We start from the raw sequence: 15,863 nt of genomic DNA, 5'->3' as shown, positions 1-15,863 counted from the left end.
ATCAGTCTATGTAAATTAACGTTATTCAATACAAAAGAATAATCTGTAATGTTATGTTAGAAATGGTAGGGTAATCGGAATTACTACTCCGTAAAAAAAATCAACATCTAAAGGCATTCTAAAGATTTTACCAAAATTTTTAGGAGTGCTGTAACATATGAGCATTTGTTAATTCGTAAAGAAACGCTCTATTTTGTAAAAGAGTCATTATTCTTATTCAAAACTTGCAAATAAAAACGCAAATGGCTCTCGAACAATTTAACGATTTGAAGGATTATCGTTTAAGTCGGTAACAAAGGAGAAACTTAATATGACTGTAGCTGTCCCAAAAGAGCTTGAGACAGACGAAAAATCTGTCTTGCGATCCAAAAAGCCTAAAAAAATCGGCGTACCTAAAGAAATTTATCCTAACGAGTGCCGAGTTGCTGTTACACCCGATACAGCTAAGAAGCTCCAAAAGCTGGGTTTTGAAATTTTCATTGAAGCAGGGGCGGGAGTAGCTGCAAATTTCTCCGATGAAGCTTACACAGAAGCAGGCTGTCGGATTGTTCCCGATACTCGAACGCTCTGGGCAGAATCAGATATTATTTTAAAAGTGCGCGCCCCCGAACCTCAAGAAGTCGAAATGTTTCCTGAAGGGGGAACCCTGATTAGTTTTATCTGGCCCGCCCAAAATCAAGAACTACTGCAAAAGCTAGCCGCTCGCCGAGCTACTGTATTAGCGATGGATGCAGTGCCGCGCATCAGCCGCGCTCAGAAAATGGATGCGCTCAGTTCGATGGCCAATATCGCTGGCTATCGGGCGGTAGTTGAGGCAGCCAATCACTTTGGGCGCTTCTTTACCGGACAGATTACGGCAGCCGGAAAAATGCCGCCAGCCAAAGTTTTAGTGATTGGTGCTGGTGTAGCCGGACTGGCTGCGATTGGAGCCGCCAAAGGATTGGGAGCGATCGTTCGCGCTTTCGATACTCGCCCCGAAGTGAAAGAGCAAGTCGAGAGCATGGGCGCAGAGTTTTTGGAACTGGACTTTAAAGAAGAAGGAACGGGCGAAGGCGGTTACGCCAAGGTGATGAGCAAGGAATTCATCGAAGCCGAGATGGCGCTATTTGCCCAGCAAGCGAAAGACGTAGACATTATCATTACTACGGCACTGATTCCAGGCAAACCTGCCCCGCGTCTGATTACCGAGGAAATGGTATCGAGCATGAAGGATGGTTCCGTCATTGTCGATATGGCGGCGGAACAGGGGGGAAACTGCGAAGTAACAAAGCCAGGAGAGGTTTATCGTTACAAAGGAGTAACCATTATTGGGTTAACAGATTTGCCCAGTCGCATGGCAACTCAGTCGAGTCAGCTTTATGGCACCAATCTTTGGCATCTGCTCAAAGATATGGGCGGGGCAGAAGACTATAAGGTCGATTTTGAAGACGAAGTCGTTCGAGGTGCTTTAGTACTCCACGAAGGAAAAGTCACTTGGCCCCCACCGAAACCCAGTACTCCCTCTCCCCAAACCCAAGCAACCTCTCAATCGCAAGCGGCAGCTTCAACAGTAGCCGCAAAAGAAACTCAAAAAAAGGGAATTAGCGGCTTACTCTGGATTGTACTGGCAGGTTTAGCGCTATTTGGAGTTGGAGCTGTTGCGCCGCCCTCGTTCCTGTCGCACTTCACGGTATTCGTCCTCGCTTGCTTTGTCGGTTGGCAGGTGATTTGGAGTGTAACGCCAGCGCTGCATACGCCTTTGATGAGCGTGACGAACGCGATTAGCGGCATCATCATTATTGGCGGCATGCTTCAGATTTCCGGTTCTCTGAATTCGCCAACCACGATCTTGGGCGCGATCGCAGTTTTGGTAGGAACCATTAACGTTTCTGGCGGCTTCCTGGTTACCCAACGGATGCTGAGGATGTTTAGCAAATAAAGAATTGGTTAGTGGTTAGCAGGAAGAAAATCACCGATCGCTAATAACCAACAACTAACAACTAACAAAAAAGGAAATTATGTCAAATAGCTTGCTATCAGTCGCATATATTGCGGCAAGTGCTTTATTTATTCTGAGCCTGGGGGGATTATCGCATCAGGAAACGGCGCGTAAAGGCAATATTTACGGCATCATTGGCATGCTAATCGCCTTTGTCGCGACCGCGTTGAGTCCCCAGGTAACGGGATATGGGCTTTTAGTTTCTGTAATCCTGCCGGGTGCTATTATCGGTGCGATCGTGGCTTCTCGCGTTGCCATGACCTCAATGCCAGAATTGGTGGCAATGCTGCACAGTTTTGTCGGTTTGGCAGCCGTGCTGGTGGGGATAGCTAATTATCTCAGCCCCGATCCTTCCTTAGTCGGGACAGAAGAAACCATTCACCAAATTGAAATCTATGTCGGAGTCTTCATCGGGGCAATCACCTTTACGGGATCGATAGTGGCTTTCGGGAAACTGCGAGCTATTATTAGCAGCAAACCCTTGATGCTGCCAGCACGCCACTTACTCAATCTGGGCATGTTAGTCGCTTCCGTATGGCTGGGATTTCAATTTATGGGCGCAGAGTTTCCCAACGGACTGCAACCCTTATTAATCATGACGGGAATTGCTTGCGTCCTAGGAATACATCTGGTAGCAGCTATTGGTGGTGCGGATATGCCAGTCGTGATTTCCATGCTCAACAGTTATTCCGGTTGGGCAGCAGCGGCAGCAGGATTTATGCTATCTAACGACCTGCTTATCATCACGGGGGCGCTAGTCGGCAGTAGCGGCGCGATTTTGAGTTATATTATGTGTCGTGCTATGAATCGCTCCTTTATTAGCGTGATTCTGGGCGGTTTTGGCGAAGGGGTAGGCAAAACCGCTGCGACAGCAGAACAAAAACCTGCCGGTAAAGTCAATTCAACGACGGTTGAAGAAACTGCCGAACTGTTACGCAATGCCAAGAGCGTTATTATTACCCCCGGTTATGGTATGGCAGTTGCCCAAGCACAGCACGCCGTATCGGAGATTACTAAGATTTTACGCGATCGCGGCGTTAACGTCCGCTTTGGCATCCATCCTGTAGCCGGACGACTTCCCGGACATATGAACGTACTGCTAGCGGAGGCAAAAGTACCTTACGATATCGTTCTAGAAATGGACGAGATCAACGCGGACTTCCCGAAAACGGATGTGGTGCTGGTGATTGGGGCTAACGATACCGTAAACCCCAGCGCCCTAGAAGATCCGAACAGTCCCATCGCTGGGATGCCCGTGCTAGAAGTTTGGAAAGCTGCTCATGTAGTTGTCATGAAGCGCAGTATGGCAAGCGGTTATGCAGGAGTCGAGAATCCTTTATTCTACAGAGAGAATACGCAAATGCTCTTTGGCGATGCGAAGAAGAATGTAGATGCCCTCCTAGTTCGCTTGCGCGAGGGCGCAGGCGTTGCCACAGAAAAAGCGTTAGTGGCAACGTGAGTTCGATGATAGTGTTTTAAAGCGATCGAGGGAACGGGAAGAGGAATTTTTCCCTTCCCCCTTCCCCGTCAATTGAAAATTGAGCGAAATTCAATCATCTCATCTCATACCCGAACAAATTGGGATCGACTTGTTGCAAATTTAAATCCGCTAATCCATATTCTGCCCAACGGCGATCGACCATTGCTGCCACATCGGGATCGGACTCCAAAACTGCGCCCCATTCGTGTTCGGTTTCGGGAGGAATTTTAGTTGTCGCATCGATGCCCATTCTGCCGCCCAAACCGATCTTTTGACTGGCAAAATCTAAACTATCAAATGGCGTTTCTGGCAGAATAAATACATCTCTTGACGGGTCAACTTTAGAACTAATTGCCCAAACAACTTGACGCGGATCGCGGATATTAATGTCTTTATCTACAACAATGACAAACTTGGTATAAGTAAATTGAGGCAGAGCACTCCAAAACGCCAATGCCGCCCGTTTTGCTTGTCCTGGATAGGCTTTGTCGATGGAGATAATGGCTGCTTTGTAACTAAGTGCCTCCATTGGTAAGAAAAAGTCAGTAATTTCTGAAACTTGTTGACGCAAAATCGGCGTATAGATTCGATTCAAAGCAATAGCCATCATTGCCTCTTCCTTGGGAGGACGACCGCTAAATGTGGTTAAATAAATTGGGTCTTTGCGATGGGTCATGCAGTGGAAACGAATCAGAGGCGAATCTTCCACGCCGCCGTAATATCCCATGTGATCGCCAAAGGGCCCGTCGGGTAATACCTCCCCAGGCGTAATCGTTCCTTCTAAGACGATTTCTGAGTTTGAGGGCACTTCTAAATCGAGGGTTTTGCATTTTGCCAATTGCACCCCCGAACCGCCATATAACCCAGCAAATAGCCATTCTGAGAGATCTACCGGAATGGGGGTAGCGGCTGCCATAATGATGAGAGGATCGACGCCGAGAGCGATCGCAACTTCTAACTTTTTCCCTCTCTGTGCCGCCTTGCGTAGATGTCTTGCCCCGCCGCGTACCGATAGCCAATGGACGGTCATGCTAGTTTTCGACTGGAGTTGCAAGCGATATACGCCGACGTTGGGCGTTCCCGTCTCGCAATCTTTGGTGATGACCAATCCCAACGTAATAATCTTGCCAGCATCGCCGGGATAGGGACGAATGAGCGGAATTTTGTTGAGATCTAAATTATCTCCTTCGACTATTACTTGCCGACAAGGTGGGAAAAAACTTTTTCCCGGTTTTGCTTTGAGGACATCGAAGAGAACTTTCCCAAAATCGACTGCTTGAGACAACTTTTTCGGAGGTTTGGGTTGTTGCAGCATTGCCAGTTTCTTTCCTAGTGCCTCTAACTCTTCGGGATGCTGCATGTTCATTGCCCAGCAAATTCTCTCTACCGTTCCCATCAAGTTAATCGCAACGGGAAAGGACGCACCTTTGACATTTTCAAACAGTAGGGCAGGACCCCCTGCTTGTAGCATTCGGTTAGAAATCTCGGCAATTTCGAGATCGGGATCGACCAGGGTGCTAATGCGTCGTAGTTGTCCCTTTTCTTCCAATAGTTTGATGAATCCCCGCAAGTCTCTTGCCATAATTGAAATAGTTAAAGCGCTCAAATTGGTCTACTTATACCAAGTTAGTAGAAATTAGATAGAGGTGCTCGTTCATGTTTTTAGTCACTGGGGCAACGGGATCGCTAGGTCGTCGCATCGTCAGACAACTCAGAGAACAAGAAACCCCCGTGCGAGCATTTGTACGGCTGTTTTCTCGTTACGAAGAATTAGAACATCGAGGGGCAGAAATTTTTATCGGCGATTTGCGACAAGATCGAGATATCGAGAAAGCTTGTCAGGGAGTCGAATATATTATTAGCGCCCATGGTTCCAATGGCGATCCGCAGGCACTAGATTATCGAGCTAATATAGCATTAATCGACCAAGCAAAAGCTAATAATGTCAAGCATTTCGTTTTTATATCCGTTTTGGGGGTAGATAGAGGATATGAAGATGCGCCCGTCTTCAAGGCAAAGCGAGAAGTCGAAAAATATCTCGTCGCTAGCGGGTTAAATTATACGATTTTACGTCCCTCTGGATTTGCGAATAACCTGCTTCCTTTGGCAGAACGATTTCGCGAGACTGGGATTTATTTACTCATCGGCGATCCCAAAAATCGTTCGTCGATTATTAGTACAGACGATCTTGCTAAAATTGCGATCGCATCGGTTAGCGTTGAAGGAGCCAAAAATCAGATTTTGCCCGTCGGCGGCCCCGACGTTCTCAAACGAGAAGATATTCCCCGCATTTTTTCCCGCCTATTTAACAAGGAACCCATTGTTATTAATGTTCCCCTATTTCTATTCGATGGTTTGCGGTCTGCAATAGGATTATTCAATCCTCAAACCCAACGTTCCCTTGGTACGCTGCGGACGCTGTTGGCAAACGAATTTTTCTGCACCCCTCAAGAAATTGCCCATCTTGAGTCCATTTACAATATCAAATTGGAGTCGCTAGAAAGTTTCTTGCGCCGTTATTTAGGAGGTTAGGATAATTCGTAATTCGTAATTTTTATTAGTTATTGGTTATTAGTTACACGGGACAAATAACACAGAACGCTTGTATCGGGAGCGCGATCGCAAAAGAGGATGTGCTTAAGTTGAACGACTAACAATAAAAAGCTGACTCGATATAATCGTGTAAAATCATCTGATATTCTGCCAAGATAATCGGTTTTCCTAGAACGATAGCGCGATCGCGCGTATCTGTCAGATGATTCGAGCCAATCTGACTTTTATGATAGCCAACCAAAGCCACGTCAAAGCGACAAGAAGACTCGGCTAAATCGGGACGTTCGGCTAGAAATAGTGCGGCTGCATGGCAAAGTTTTGCCTGTTTTTGGGGAGTAATCGCTAAAATTCCCTCACCATCCCAGTTTCCTCGACCGCGGGTTTTGATCTCGACAAAGGCTAGCGTATTGGAGGATTTAGCTTGGGCAATTACGTCAACTTCTCCCCAACGAGTAGACCAGCGATGATGTAGCGTTATCCAACCTCGCGACTCCAACCATTGCGACACTAATCGTTCTCCGAGTCTGCCGATTTTATGGTTCGATTGGCGATCGCGGGTCATAAACGAGAGACAATTCTTGATAGGATGACAGATATCTAGCCTAAAACAAATCCTTTTAAATTTACTGTTTTTCAAGAAACTTTCTCTATGTTAACCGCGATGGCGAACCGCACTCAGAATCAACAAACTTCTATTTTTACTGCGATCGCGCGTACATTATTAGTCTTATTAATCGCGATCGCATTGGTTTTCAACCCAATTGCCGCACCTGCTTGGGCGATCGATTATGGCAAACGAAATTTAGTCGAAAATGACTTTTCCGGTCAAGATTTGACCGATTCTATTTTCGATCATGCCAATCTGCGGGGGAGCAACTTCAGCAACGCAAAATTGCAAGGTGTACGCTTTTTCGCCGCTAATTTAGAATCAGCCAATTTCGAGGGTGCGGATCTCACTGGCGCCGATTTGGAATCGGCGAGATTAGTTCGCGCCAACTTCACCAATGCTATATTAGTCGGCGCTTTTGCTACTAATACGCTGTTTAATGGAGCGATTATCGACGGGGCGGATTTTACCGATGTTTTGTTGCGCCCCGATACCGAGAAAAAATTATGCGAAATCGCAAGGGGAACCAATCCAGTAACGGGACGAAACACCCGCGATACTTTAAATTGCTTTTAAAACTTTCTAGTATTTACTAACTCTTGACTTTTGAGCGATCGATGTCCTTCAACCTACTTCAGGAAATCGAAAAGCGGCGGGGTGAGAACTATCGCCTTCACCGCGAATATCTCAATGCTCAGTTAGTTCGCGTTCTCAATACGATTGGCTACGATCGCTGTTACGAACGGGGCGAAGGTGCCTATCTCATCGATGGCAAGGGCGATCGCTATCTAGATTTTCTCTCTGGTTTTGGGGTATTTGCCCTCGGACGCAACCATCCTGTCGTCAAAAAGGCTTTAGCCGATGTCTTGGACGCCGATCTTCCCGCGTTAGTTCAATTCGACTGCGCCTTATTGCCGGGAATGTTAGCCGAAGCGCTGTTGGCCAAGGCTCCCAAGTCGCTCGATCGCTGTTTTTTTGCCAACAGCGGCACGGAAGCGATCGAAGCTGCTATCAAGTTTGCTCGCTATGCGACGGGGCGATCGCGCATTCTTTATTGCGAGCAGGCCTTCCATGGCTTAACCTACGGCTCCCTGTCGCTCAACGGCGCTAAAGAATTTCGCCAGGGGTTTGAACCGCTGTTACCCGAGTGCGAGAGCATCCCGTTTGGAGATATCGACGCACTGGCTAGGGCAATGGCGACTGGAGATGTGGCTGCATTCTTCTTCGAGCCAATTCAAGGAAAAGGGGTTAATCTGCCAACCGATAGCTATTTCACCGAAGCACAACGGCTGTGTCGCCAGTATGGTACCTTGATGGTAGCGGATGAAGTACAGACGGGATTGGGGCGTACTGGCAAGTTTTTTGCTTTCGAACACTGGGGGATCGAACCGGACATGATTGCGATCGCCAAGGCGCTATCGGGCGGATACGTTCCTGTGGGAGCAGTTCTCTGTCGGGGCGCGATTTTTGAGCGGGTGTTTCACCGCATGGATCGAGCCTTAGTTCACGGTTCTACTTTCGGCAAAAATCCCCTGGCAATGGCAGCGGGACTGGCAACGCTTCACGTTTTAGAAGCGGAGAATTTAATTGAACATGCAGCGCGGATGGGCGAGGCTTTTACGAAGGTATTGCAACCGTTGACTGAAAAGTATGAATGCTTTTATGAGGTACGAGGCAAGGGATTGATGCTCGGTTTGGAATTCCGCGCGCCGAGATCGCTCCAACTCAAACTGGGCTGGACGATGCTAGAAACGGCACAAAAAGGACTCTTCAGCCAGCTCATTACCGTTCCTCTCTTTCAACGCCATCGGATTCTCACGCAAGTGGCAGGACATAATATGAATGTCATAAAACTCCTTCCGCCGCTGATTATTACCGAGCAAGAGGTGAGTGCTTTTGTTAACGCCTTTGAGGATGTTTTGGCAGACTGCCATCGCTACCCCGGTACGATTTGGGATTTTGGCAGTACTTTAGTGAAACAGGCGCTTAAAAGAGCCTAAGTTTATTTCATCGCCTCCAATAATGCCATGAGAGCGCTATTTTCTTTTTGATTAATGCTGCGATCGAGCCAAACAATGCTAACTGCGATGGGCAGCGCGATCGCAGCTAGATCGGGTTCCAATCCTTTGAGTAACTGGTCTGGGGATTGGGGAACTTTGAGAGCCGATTTAATGCCTGCGAGTATCGATCGATCTAAATTTAGACGCTCTAGCTGCGGGGAGATCTCGTCCCAGTTACTCGGCTGTTCTGTGCCAGCTTGGATTAGGTAAGCGAGTAACCGAGCTAATTTATTTTGCTGGGATAGACTCATGCGATCGTAGGTATCTGAGGAGAATTCATCGGTTTGAGGACTTTGTTCTAGATGCTGAAGAATTTTCTGCCAATCGCTCGCGTCACAGGATTCGGGCTTGCTGACGCTCAGACAAACGTGAATTCGATCGGATTGAGGAGCCAGATGAGTCACACAAGCGCGAACGCCCAGATAGCCAAGCCAGCGGGAAACGGTTTCCAGTAAAGTTTCACGAGTTTTCTGAGAGTTGGCCAGTAAGCGAATTTGAGTTTGTACCAGAGGGCGAACGATTTGTGAAAGCATACACTAGAGCCTTAGAAAACCTCCTCATCAACACCATTTTGGCATTGGAGATATATTTTGTTACTTTAGCTATAAGCCAAGAAATTTATTTCTTGGTGAGATGAAAAGCTGGTGCAAGATCTAAGTTCGAGCAATGACTTTGGCGATCGCCTTCTCCAGCATTTCTATCGCGCGATCGACCTCTGCTTCGGAAACAATTAATGGCGGAACAAATCTCAAAACTTTCGGTCCGGCTGGTGCTAGTAACAAGCCTTCTTCTATAGCTGCATTGACGATATCCATTGACGTTAATGGGATATCTGCATTCAATTCCATGCCACTAATCAATCCCCAGCCGCGAACCTCTGTAAAGAGATTGGGAAATTTGTGTACAATTGTACACAAATTTGCCCGAAGTTGTTCTCCCCGCGCCTGTACGTTTTGCAGAAGATTCTCTTTCTCTATCGTCTGCAACACGGTTAGCGCTGCAGCACAAGCGAAGGGATTGCCCCCAAAAGTGCTAGCGTGGTTTCCCGGTTCAAAGACATCGCAGAATTTCTTGCACATCATTGCCCCGATAGGAATACCGCCTGCAAGTCCCTTGGCGCTAGTAAAGATATCCGGTTCGACTCCCAGATTTTCATAGCCCCATAGTTTTCCCGTCCGTCCTACCCCAACTTGCACTTCATCAAACACTAAAAGGATATTATTTTCATCGCAAATTTTCCGTAGCTGCAAGAAATAATCGATCTCGCCGGGACGAACGCCGCCTTCTCCCTGCAACGGTTCGAGCATGATAGCCGCTACCCGACGGTTACCCTCATCGAGATCGGTAATGGCATTTTCGATCGCTTCGAGATCGTTGTAGGGAACGTATTCAAAACCGGGAACTAGCGGCTCGAAATCCTTTTGATATTTCGGCTGTCCGGTGGCGGTAATCGTGGCTAGGGTACGCCCGTGAAAGCTGGCTTGGGCGGTTAAAATGACGGGCTGTTCTAGAAAATCTAAAACCGTATGGGCATACTTGCGTACCAGTTTGATAGCTGCCTCATTCGCCTCAGCTCCTGAGTTACAGAAAAATACGCGATCGGCACAGGAATGTTCTACAATCCACTTGGCGAGTTCTCCTTGTTCTGGAATGTAGAAAAGATTAGAAACATGGTGCAGCTTTTGAATTTGCTTGGTTACTGTTTCAACCAAAGTCGGGTGAGCGTGCCCTAACGTACAGGTAGCGATTCCAGCAACAAAGTCTAGATACTCGCGTCCTTGTGTATCCCACAGGCGACATCCCTCTCCTCGTGCTATGGCGATGGGAAAACGAGCATAGGTGTTCATGACATAGGTATCGAATTCCTCTCGATTGAAATCCGATTCGGGGATAGCTGAGGGATTTTTAAGCAAGGCTTCTGGACTCACGGTTGACTCCTGACTAACGTTAAGGTCTATGGGCAATTTTAATCAGAGTGCGAGAAAAAATTCTTTTCGATCGCATTTAAACAATATTTCATCTTAACTAACTAGATAGTATCCACAAACAAACATTTTGATTGAGGTATAACGACATTGGCTGCACTCGATCCTAAATACCGGAGACTGCGACAAGAACTTATCGGTGGTGTCGTTGCCTTAGGAATCGTTTTTCTCATCGGTACTCTCTGGTATCGGTTTGTAGAACAATGGACGTGGTTAGATGCTGCTTACATGACCATGAGTACGCTGGCGACCGTGGGATTTGGCGAAATCAATCCTTTGGGAGAACGCGGTCGTCTCTTTACGATGGTTTTAATCGTGATGGGGTTGATTACCATTGGTTATATCGTCAATCGGTTTACCGAGGCTCTCATTCAGGGATATTTTCAAGCAGGCATTCGACGGAGGCAGGAGAAACGCTTGATAGAAACGTTAGTAGAACACTATATTGTTTGTGGATTCGGACGCACGGGTCGTCAGGTGGCGCTAGAGTTTCAAGCAGAAGGGATTCCCTTTGTACTGGTCGATTCCGATCCCGAACAAATCGAAAAAGCTAAAGAGTTGGGTTATCGGGTCATCCTCGGAGATGCGACCTTAGATGAGTCGCTTTTAGCGGCTAAAATTGATACGGCAGCCTGTATCGTTGCTGCCCTGACTTCCGATGCCGAGAATCTTTACACGGTTCTCTCTGCCAAAACTCTCAACCCCAGAATTCGCGCGATCGCACGTGCCAGCACCGAAGAAGCCGTTCAAAAACTTCAAAGAGCTGGGGCAGATGCAGTCGTTTCCCCTTATATTACCGGAGGCAGACGCTTGGCAGCCGCCGCCCTCAGGCCGCAAGTGATGGACTTTGTCGATGGCATTCTTACAGGGACGAATAGTGCTTTTTATATGGAAGAATTTCTCATCGATCCCAAGACGTGCCCTTGCGTGGGGCAAACGTTGAGCGAAGCACGACTGCGATCGCAATCTGGGGCGTTAGTTTTAGCGGTTCGTCGCGCTGACGGGACGCTTATCGGCGGACCGACAGGCGATACCGTTCTCATGGCAGGCGATTTACTCATCTGCATGGGCACGGCAGAACAGTTGCGCCAACTGACGCAAATTTTGCTGCCCATTCGTTCTTCTTCTCCCCTGCGATTGCCCAAAAAGCAATAATCTATGCAAATGTCTAAACTCGTCCATATTGGAACTTCTGGTTGGCATTACCAACACTGGTGCGATGTTTTTTATCCCAAAGAACTGGTTAAGAAGGACTGGCTCAAATATTATGCTCAACATTTTCGTACAGTAGAAATTAACAACTCATTCTATAAACTACCATCAGAAGAAACATTGAAAAAATGGCGAGATACGGTTTCTGCCGATTTTACTTTTTCAGTTAAAGCCAGCCGTTACATTACGCATCAGAAAAAGCTAAAAGATCCCCAACAAACGCTGCATAATTTGCTAGAGCGCTTAACGATATTAGGGGACAAATTAGGACCCATTCTATTTCAGTTGCCACCGCATTGGCGCTGCGATCGCGAGCGTTTGAAGGAGTTTCTTCTGGCACTGCCTAAAGATTATCGCTATGCTTTTGAATTTCGCGATCGCAGTTGGTTTAATCCTCAAGTTTACGAAATGCTATCAACTCAGAAAGTCGCTTTTTGCATTTATGAATTAGCCGAGCAACTTTCCCCTCAAGAAATTACTGCCAACTTTACTTATTGGCGATTCCATGGTTCTGATGGTGCCTATCAAGGTCAATATAGCATTCAAAAGTTAATCGAGTTGGCAAATATTTTCTCAAATTTGACGAGATTTGGAAAAGAAATTTATTGTTATTTTGATAACGATGAATGTGGCTACGCTGCTCGAGATGCCCTGAAATTGCAAGCAATTATTCGAGAAAATTCCGAATAATGTCGTTATATATACAAATTGGCGAAATTTAGAACGGCATGGAATAGTAGAGAGAAAGGTATATCCAGCTGTCCCTTCCGGGTTAGAATATTCTCTTGCGCCTCTATGCGAAACCTCGATCGAGCCGCTAGGATGCCCTGCTGAATGGTCACAGACACATATCTCAGCAGTTCGAGAGGCAAGCGATCGCTACGACAATCTAATCTAATTTTCAATAGATAAAAGCAATTTGTTAAGATCGACTCAAAAGACAACGATAAAAAGCTGCTGACATTAGATCGCGCTAAATATTTCACCGGTTTCTAAATTAGCTACTGAAAAACGAATGGGAAGCGAAACGATTACTCTGCTATCAAAACGAGAAATAGAAAAAATGCGTCGGGCTGGACGTTTGGCTGCCCAACTTTTGGATCATCTCGCCACAATGGTCAAACCCGGTATAAGCACGCAAGAACTTAACGATGAAGCAGAACGCTGGACGCAGGCGCACGGAGCTAAAAGCGCTCCTCTAGGCTATCCTGGGGTAAAAATTAATTTTCCCAAGTCGATTTGTACCAGCGTTAATGAAGTAATCTGTCATGGCATTCCCAGCCCCAAACAAATTCTCAAAGAAGGCGACATTATCAATATTGACGTGACTCCAATTTTAGATGGATATCACGGCGATACATCAAGAACTTTTTTCGTGGGAACTCCCTCTCCAATTGCCAAGAAATTAGTTGAAGTGACCGAAGAATGTTTAAGGCGAGGCATTGCCGCCGTCAAACCCGATGGCAGAATTGGCGACATCGGTGCTGCTATCCAGGAATATGCTGAAGCCAACGGCTTTTCTGTGGTGAGAGATTTTGTCGGACACGGAGTTAGTACCGTTTTCCATACAGCGCCGCAAATTCCTCATTACGGTACGCGAGGAAAAGGCAAGCGCCTGCGCCCCGGTATGGTATTTACCATCGAGCCGATGATTAATGAAGGGACTTGGGAAGCAGTCGTTCTTGATGATGGATGGACGGCTGTAACAAAAGATGGCAAGCTTTCGGCACAGTTCGAGCATACCATTGCAATTACTGAAAATGGGGTGGAGATTCTCACGCTTCCAGATTAAATAACCATGAAACTTGTAGGAGCAGATTTTCAAACCTGCCCCTACCAATGTTGCGATCTTAACCCTCATTATTTAACTTGGACGGGTAATGAAAAGAGAGAGATTTTCCGCTCAACGCCTGCCAAACCTCAATATAGTCTTTGATCATTTTTTCTTGTGAGAAATTCCTAGCACGCAATCGTGCCTTACAAGCCATTTCTTGCATGGCTTCGGGATTTCTGAGCGCCCAAAGAATGGATTCGAGTAATTTTTCTTTATCTCCCACCGGAAAGAGAAGACCGCTAACCTTATCCTCAACGATTTCTGGAAGGCTGCTTGCATTTGAGGCAACAATCGGCAAGCCGTTTGCCAAGGCTTCAATCGGTGCAAAAGGAAGTCCTTCAAAATAAGTTGGAAAAACGAACAAATCGGCAGCTTTTAGTAACCTAGCAACGTCAGAACGATACCCTAAAAATAATATATGCTCTGCAACGCCACATAGTTTGGCTTGTTTGATTAGAGATTCTTTTTTCTCTCCCTGTCCAACCCAAATAAATTTGACTTCGGGAAATTCGCTCACAATTGGAGCTACGATTGGGATGAGATCGTGATAACCTTTTTGGGCGCTCAAGCGACCCACTGTCAGTAAAAGCTTGCTAGTCTTAGATAAGCCGAGTTCCTCCCGGACGCGATCGCGCAATTTCGCAATTGCCTGGGGGGAATCATCGTTCGCACCCGATGCAATTTTAGTGCCGTTATAAATTAGCGTTAATTGGTCTTGGGAAAGCTGAAAATAATCGCAAAGCAAGCGGCGATTGTTTTGAGAAATTGCAATCCACTGCTGATTTCTTTTTCTGGCCCAAGCATGTACTTTTAAAAGTGTCGGCGTCAATGAAAATTGGGGAGGAACTAATTGAAATACCGCTGCCGTCGGGATTTTTAAAAGTCCACAGGCAAGCAGAGGACCCAAACAGCGATCGGGATAGGGAATATTGAGTTGTACGACGTCAGGTTTGATTTTGACGAGTAAGGCTAGGGTTCGAGCCAATTGCGGCAAATAGTCGCCTACTTTTTTTAATTCGCGGACGTTTGTGTCGGCAATATTTAGCTCGCGATAATCTACTCCTACTGCTTGAAAAGCTTCAATTAAAGAAGTCGTCCCCTGGGTGTTGGGAAAAGCCGCATAGACTTGCCAACCTTCTTTCACTGCGGCTGAGGCTAGGGTTAAAGCATGTTCTTCTGCACCGCCTCGAATGGTAGATGGAAACGCGATCGCTAGCTTCATCACTTAAAAAAATAACTATTAATAGTCACAAAGAAGGTTACTTATCGAGTGTAAGCCTCTAAATCTCAATTGGCGACCCTATTTCATCCATCTAACATTTAAATATCTGCTACAAATAGCTCGCTATCTCGCGAGCAGTCGCTCGATTAATTCGATTATTCCTTCTCCTGTGCTTCCTTGCGTTACCCAATCCGCTGCTTGCTTGACCATCGGTAGCGCATTAGCAACGGCAACAGAAAATCCACAAAGCTTGAGAAAGCTTAAATCATTTTCGGCATCTCCAACAGCGATGACGTTATCTGCGGACAAACCCATGCGATTTAAGGCAGCGTTCAGTCCGGTAGCTTTATCGATGCCCGAAGGCAAGCTCATGACAGCGCCTTTGTTGAAGATAATCTGCCACTCTAACCCTAAATCTCGAATAGCAGCAAGAACGGTTGTTTCGTTGGGTTCCCAAGTAGCAACGATGACTTTGCCGACGGAGAGGGGGCGAACGTCGAGCGATCGCAACTTTTCGATAAAGGCTTCTGGCGGGCGATCGCCCAATAATTGCTCTTCTTTTGTTGCTGGAAAGTACAGCAATGCACCATTTTCAGCTACTACACTCTCAAAGAGATCGACGTTGGGAAAGACTCGGCACAAGTCGTCAAGCTGCCTTCCTGTTACGAGTATGAGTTTTCTTCCCGACTCGCGCAGCCGTTCTAATGCTGCTACAGTTGCCTCGGTTACTCGCCCATCAGCAGCTAACGTGCCGTCATAGTCAGTGGCTAGCGCCAAAAAGTGCATACCGAATACTGTGACATACTCCCGACCGCAAGCTATGGTAAAAGCTTGGCATTGCCAAGCCTTATTATACTATTTGCGACTTTTTAACCATTAGACCTGTCCGAAATATTAACTAGGTGTCACAAAAATGGTAGAACGGAGTTTTA

Annotated in this window: 15 protein-coding genes; 9 read left to right on the top strand and 6 right to left on the bottom strand. The window is 46.6% G+C overall.

Annotation, left to right across the window (positions count from 1 at the left end; all coding sequences use genetic code 11):
* Positions 1-310 precede the first annotated feature (310 nt).
* Together pntA and pntB are read left to right on the top strand one after the other, a co-directional pair.
* Entirely contained in the window at positions 311-1,918 is a 1,608-nt protein-coding gene (gene pntA / locus NIES593_RS11520; protein ID WP_073599716.1) for a Re/Si-specific NAD(P)(+) transhydrogenase subunit alpha, read from the top strand.
* 79 nt (positions 1,919-1,997) lie between these two features.
* Positions 1,998-3,437: a Re/Si-specific NAD(P)(+) transhydrogenase subunit beta gene (pntB, locus tag NIES593_RS11515; RefSeq protein ID WP_073599715.1), complete on the top strand. Its 1,440-nt coding sequence runs from the start codon at positions 1,998-2,000 to the stop codon at positions 3,435-3,437.
* A 94-nt stretch (positions 3,438-3,531) separates the two neighbouring features.
* Here pntB and NIES593_RS11510 read toward each other — a convergent pair whose 3' ends face one another.
* A complete protein-coding gene (locus NIES593_RS11510; protein WP_073599714.1) occupies positions 3,532-5,040 on the bottom strand; it encodes a UbiD family decarboxylase in 1,509 nt (502 codons plus the stop codon).
* Between the two features lie 74 nt (positions 5,041-5,114).
* Here NIES593_RS11510 and NIES593_RS11505 point away from each other — a divergent pair, with 74 nt between their 5' ends.
* Entirely contained in the window at positions 5,115-5,990 is an 876-nt protein-coding gene (locus NIES593_RS11505; RefSeq protein ID WP_073599713.1) for an SDR family oxidoreductase, read from the top strand.
* 118 nt (positions 5,991-6,108) lie between these two features.
* Here the strand turns inward: NIES593_RS11505 and NIES593_RS11500 are convergent, their stop codons facing one another.
* Positions 6,109-6,573, bottom strand: coding sequence for a YraN family protein (locus NIES593_RS11500; RefSeq protein ID WP_073599712.1), 465 nt, complete (start codon positions 6,571-6,573; stop codon positions 6,109-6,111).
* A gap of 99 nt (positions 6,574-6,672) precedes the next feature.
* Between NIES593_RS11500 and NIES593_RS11495 the strand changes: the two genes are divergently transcribed.
* Both NIES593_RS11495 and NIES593_RS11490 read left to right on the top strand, forming a co-directional pair.
* Positions 6,673-7,194 (top strand): pentapeptide repeat-containing protein, encoded by a 522-nt coding sequence (locus NIES593_RS11495; protein ID WP_073599802.1) that lies wholly within the window; start codon positions 6,673-6,675, stop codon positions 7,192-7,194.
* Between the two features lie 41 nt (positions 7,195-7,235).
* On the top strand, positions 7,236-8,618 hold the full coding sequence (locus tag NIES593_RS11490; RefSeq protein ID WP_073599711.1) for an aspartate aminotransferase family protein: 1,383 nt from the start codon (positions 7,236-7,238) through the stop codon (positions 8,616-8,618).
* A 2-nt stretch (positions 8,619-8,620) separates the two neighbouring features.
* Here NIES593_RS11490 and NIES593_RS11485 read toward each other — a convergent pair whose 3' ends face one another.
* The gene (locus NIES593_RS11485) at positions 8,621-9,211 is read right to left on the bottom strand and encodes a hypothetical protein (protein ID WP_073599710.1); all 591 of its coding nucleotides are present in this window, start codon (positions 9,209-9,211) and stop codon (positions 8,621-8,623) included.
* Between the two features lie 120 nt (positions 9,212-9,331).
* Complete coding sequence (locus NIES593_RS11480; protein ID WP_139253686.1) at positions 9,332-10,591, bottom strand: acetylornithine/succinylornithine family transaminase; 1,260 nt, start codon at positions 10,589-10,591, stop codon at positions 9,332-9,334.
* Positions 10,592-10,753: 162 nt separating this feature from the next.
* Here NIES593_RS11480 and NIES593_RS11475 point away from each other — a divergent pair, with 162 nt between their 5' ends.
* The 4 genes from NIES593_RS11475 to map all read left to right on the top strand — a co-directional run bounded on the left by NIES593_RS11475 (position 10,754) and on the right by map (position 13,667).
* Complete coding sequence (locus NIES593_RS11475) at positions 10,754-11,818, top strand: potassium channel family protein (RefSeq protein ID WP_073599708.1); 1,065 nt, start codon at positions 10,754-10,756, stop codon at positions 11,816-11,818.
* A 9-nt stretch (positions 11,819-11,827) separates the two neighbouring features.
* Positions 11,828-12,565, top strand: a complete 738-nt coding sequence (locus NIES593_RS11470) for a DUF72 domain-containing protein (RefSeq protein ID WP_245817436.1) — start codon at positions 11,828-11,830, stop codon at positions 12,563-12,565.
* Positions 12,555-12,773 carry a winged helix-turn-helix transcriptional regulator gene (locus tag NIES593_RS11465; protein ID WP_083602433.1) on the top strand — a complete coding sequence of 73 codons (219 nt, stop codon included), beginning with the start codon at positions 12,555-12,557 and terminating at the stop codon, positions 12,771-12,773. The genes NIES593_RS11470 and NIES593_RS11465 overlap by 11 nt, the downstream gene beginning before the upstream one ends.
* A 117-nt stretch (positions 12,774-12,890) precedes the next feature.
* Complete coding sequence (gene map, locus NIES593_RS11460; RefSeq protein ID WP_073599706.1) at positions 12,891-13,667, top strand: type I methionyl aminopeptidase; 777 nt, start codon at positions 12,891-12,893, stop codon at positions 13,665-13,667.
* Positions 13,668-13,725: 58 nt separating this feature from the next.
* On the opposite strand, the gene NIES593_RS11455 is transcribed toward map, so the two are convergent.
* Both NIES593_RS11455 and NIES593_RS11450 read right to left on the bottom strand, forming a co-directional pair.
* Positions 13,726-14,931, bottom strand: a complete 1,206-nt coding sequence (locus tag NIES593_RS11455; protein ID WP_073599705.1) for a glycosyltransferase family 4 protein — start codon at positions 14,929-14,931, stop codon at positions 13,726-13,728.
* Between the two features lie 123 nt (positions 14,932-15,054).
* Positions 15,055-15,717: an HAD family hydrolase gene (locus tag NIES593_RS11450; RefSeq protein WP_073599704.1), complete on the bottom strand. Its 663-nt coding sequence runs from the start codon at positions 15,715-15,717 to the stop codon at positions 15,055-15,057.
* Between the last annotated feature and the right edge of the window lie 146 nt (positions 15,718-15,863).

This window comes from Hydrococcus rivularis NIES-593, from assembly GCF_001904635.1.
GTDB classification, from domain to species: Bacteria; Cyanobacteriota; Cyanobacteriia; order Cyanobacteriales; family Microcystaceae; genus Hydrococcus; species Hydrococcus rivularis.
The sequence above is the reverse complement of the archived record's forward strand: the minus strand, read 5'-3'. Positions and strand labels throughout refer to the sequence as shown.

What these genes read in the sequence shown, in the direction of transcription:
- pntA (WP_073599716.1), top strand. Translation starts at nt 311, where the DNA reads ATGACTGTAGCTGTCCCAAAAGAGCTTGAGACAGACGAAAAATCTGTC.
- pntB (WP_073599715.1), top strand. Translation starts at nt 1,998, where the DNA reads ATGTCAAATAGCTTGCTATCAGTCGCATATATTGCGGCAAGTGCTTTA.
- NIES593_RS11510 (WP_073599714.1), bottom strand. Translation starts at nt 5,040, where the DNA reads ATGGCAAGAGACTTGCGGGGATTCATCAAACTATTGGAAGAAAAGGGA.
- NIES593_RS11505 (WP_073599713.1), top strand. Translation starts at nt 5,115, where the DNA reads ATGTTTTTAGTCACTGGGGCAACGGGATCGCTAGGTCGTCGCATCGTC.
- NIES593_RS11500 (WP_073599712.1), bottom strand. Translation starts at nt 6,573, where the DNA reads ATGACCCGCGATCGCCAATCGAACCATAAAATCGGCAGACTCGGAGAA.
- NIES593_RS11495 (WP_073599802.1), top strand. Translation starts at nt 6,673, where the DNA reads ATGGCGAACCGCACTCAGAATCAACAAACTTCTATTTTTACTGCGATC.
- NIES593_RS11490 (WP_073599711.1), top strand. Translation starts at nt 7,236, where the DNA reads ATGTCCTTCAACCTACTTCAGGAAATCGAAAAGCGGCGGGGTGAGAAC.
- NIES593_RS11485 (WP_073599710.1), bottom strand. Translation starts at nt 9,211, where the DNA reads ATGCTTTCACAAATCGTTCGCCCTCTGGTACAAACTCAAATTCGCTTA.
- NIES593_RS11470 (WP_245817436.1), top strand. Translation starts at nt 11,828, where the DNA reads ATGTCTAAACTCGTCCATATTGGAACTTCTGGTTGGCATTACCAACAC.
- map (WP_073599706.1), top strand. Translation starts at nt 12,891, where the DNA reads ATGGGAAGCGAAACGATTACTCTGCTATCAAAACGAGAAATAGAAAAA.
- NIES593_RS11455 (WP_073599705.1), bottom strand. Translation starts at nt 14,931, where the DNA reads ATGAAGCTAGCGATCGCGTTTCCATCTACCATTCGAGGCGGTGCAGAA.
- NIES593_RS11450 (WP_073599704.1), bottom strand. Translation starts at nt 15,717, where the DNA reads ATGCACTTTTTGGCGCTAGCCACTGACTATGACGGCACGTTAGCTGCT.